Raw genomic sequence first — 564 nt, 5'->3', positions numbered from 1 at the left:
AGGAAGACGCGGACGTTATCGTTGAATCGATCGTTGCAAAGTCCGGTAAAACTCTGAAAAAGGCGAGCTCTCTCATCAAAGAAGGTTCTTTGGAAGACGCTTCAAAGGTGTTAACGTCTTTGATCAAAGACGTGGACAATCAATTGGATCTCGCACCCGATGTGATGGGTTCTCTAAAATCTCGTTTAGAAGCCTTGGAGACTAAAATTAAGGAGAATTCCAAAACCGCCGGAAAACATCTTATGGCGGGCGCTTACGATATCCAATATCGGACGATCGATCCTATTTCGGAAGAAGTGGAATATCACGATCATATCTATGCGTATAAATCCGTCGGAGATATCGATTTGTACAAATGCCCAGAGTTGAAATCCAACGTACAAGAAAAGATGATGGAAGGATACCGTTTCGTGATCATCAATCTGAAGGCGTCTTCCTATATCGATTCTTCCGCGATTGGAACGTTAATTCAAATATCCGGATGGTTAAAAAGAAGAGGTGGAGAATTGATCGTTTCCGATTTGAGGGATTCCGTAAAAAAAGTTTTTTCTATCACTCGTTTGG

Annotated in this window: 1 protein-coding gene; it reads left to right on the top strand. The window is 41.8% G+C overall.

The annotated features are described in order from the left end of the window. Positions 1–564: STAS domain-containing protein (locus CH376_RS23985; protein WP_133124676.1), on the top strand; the 564-nt coding region annotated here is incomplete at both ends.

The sequence above is a fragment of the Leptospira adleri genome (assembly GCF_002811985.1).
Classification (GTDB): Bacteria; Spirochaetota; Leptospiria; order Leptospirales; family Leptospiraceae; genus Leptospira; species Leptospira adleri.
Note: the sequence above shows the minus strand (reverse complement) of the source record. Positions and strands in the feature narration are given on the sequence as shown.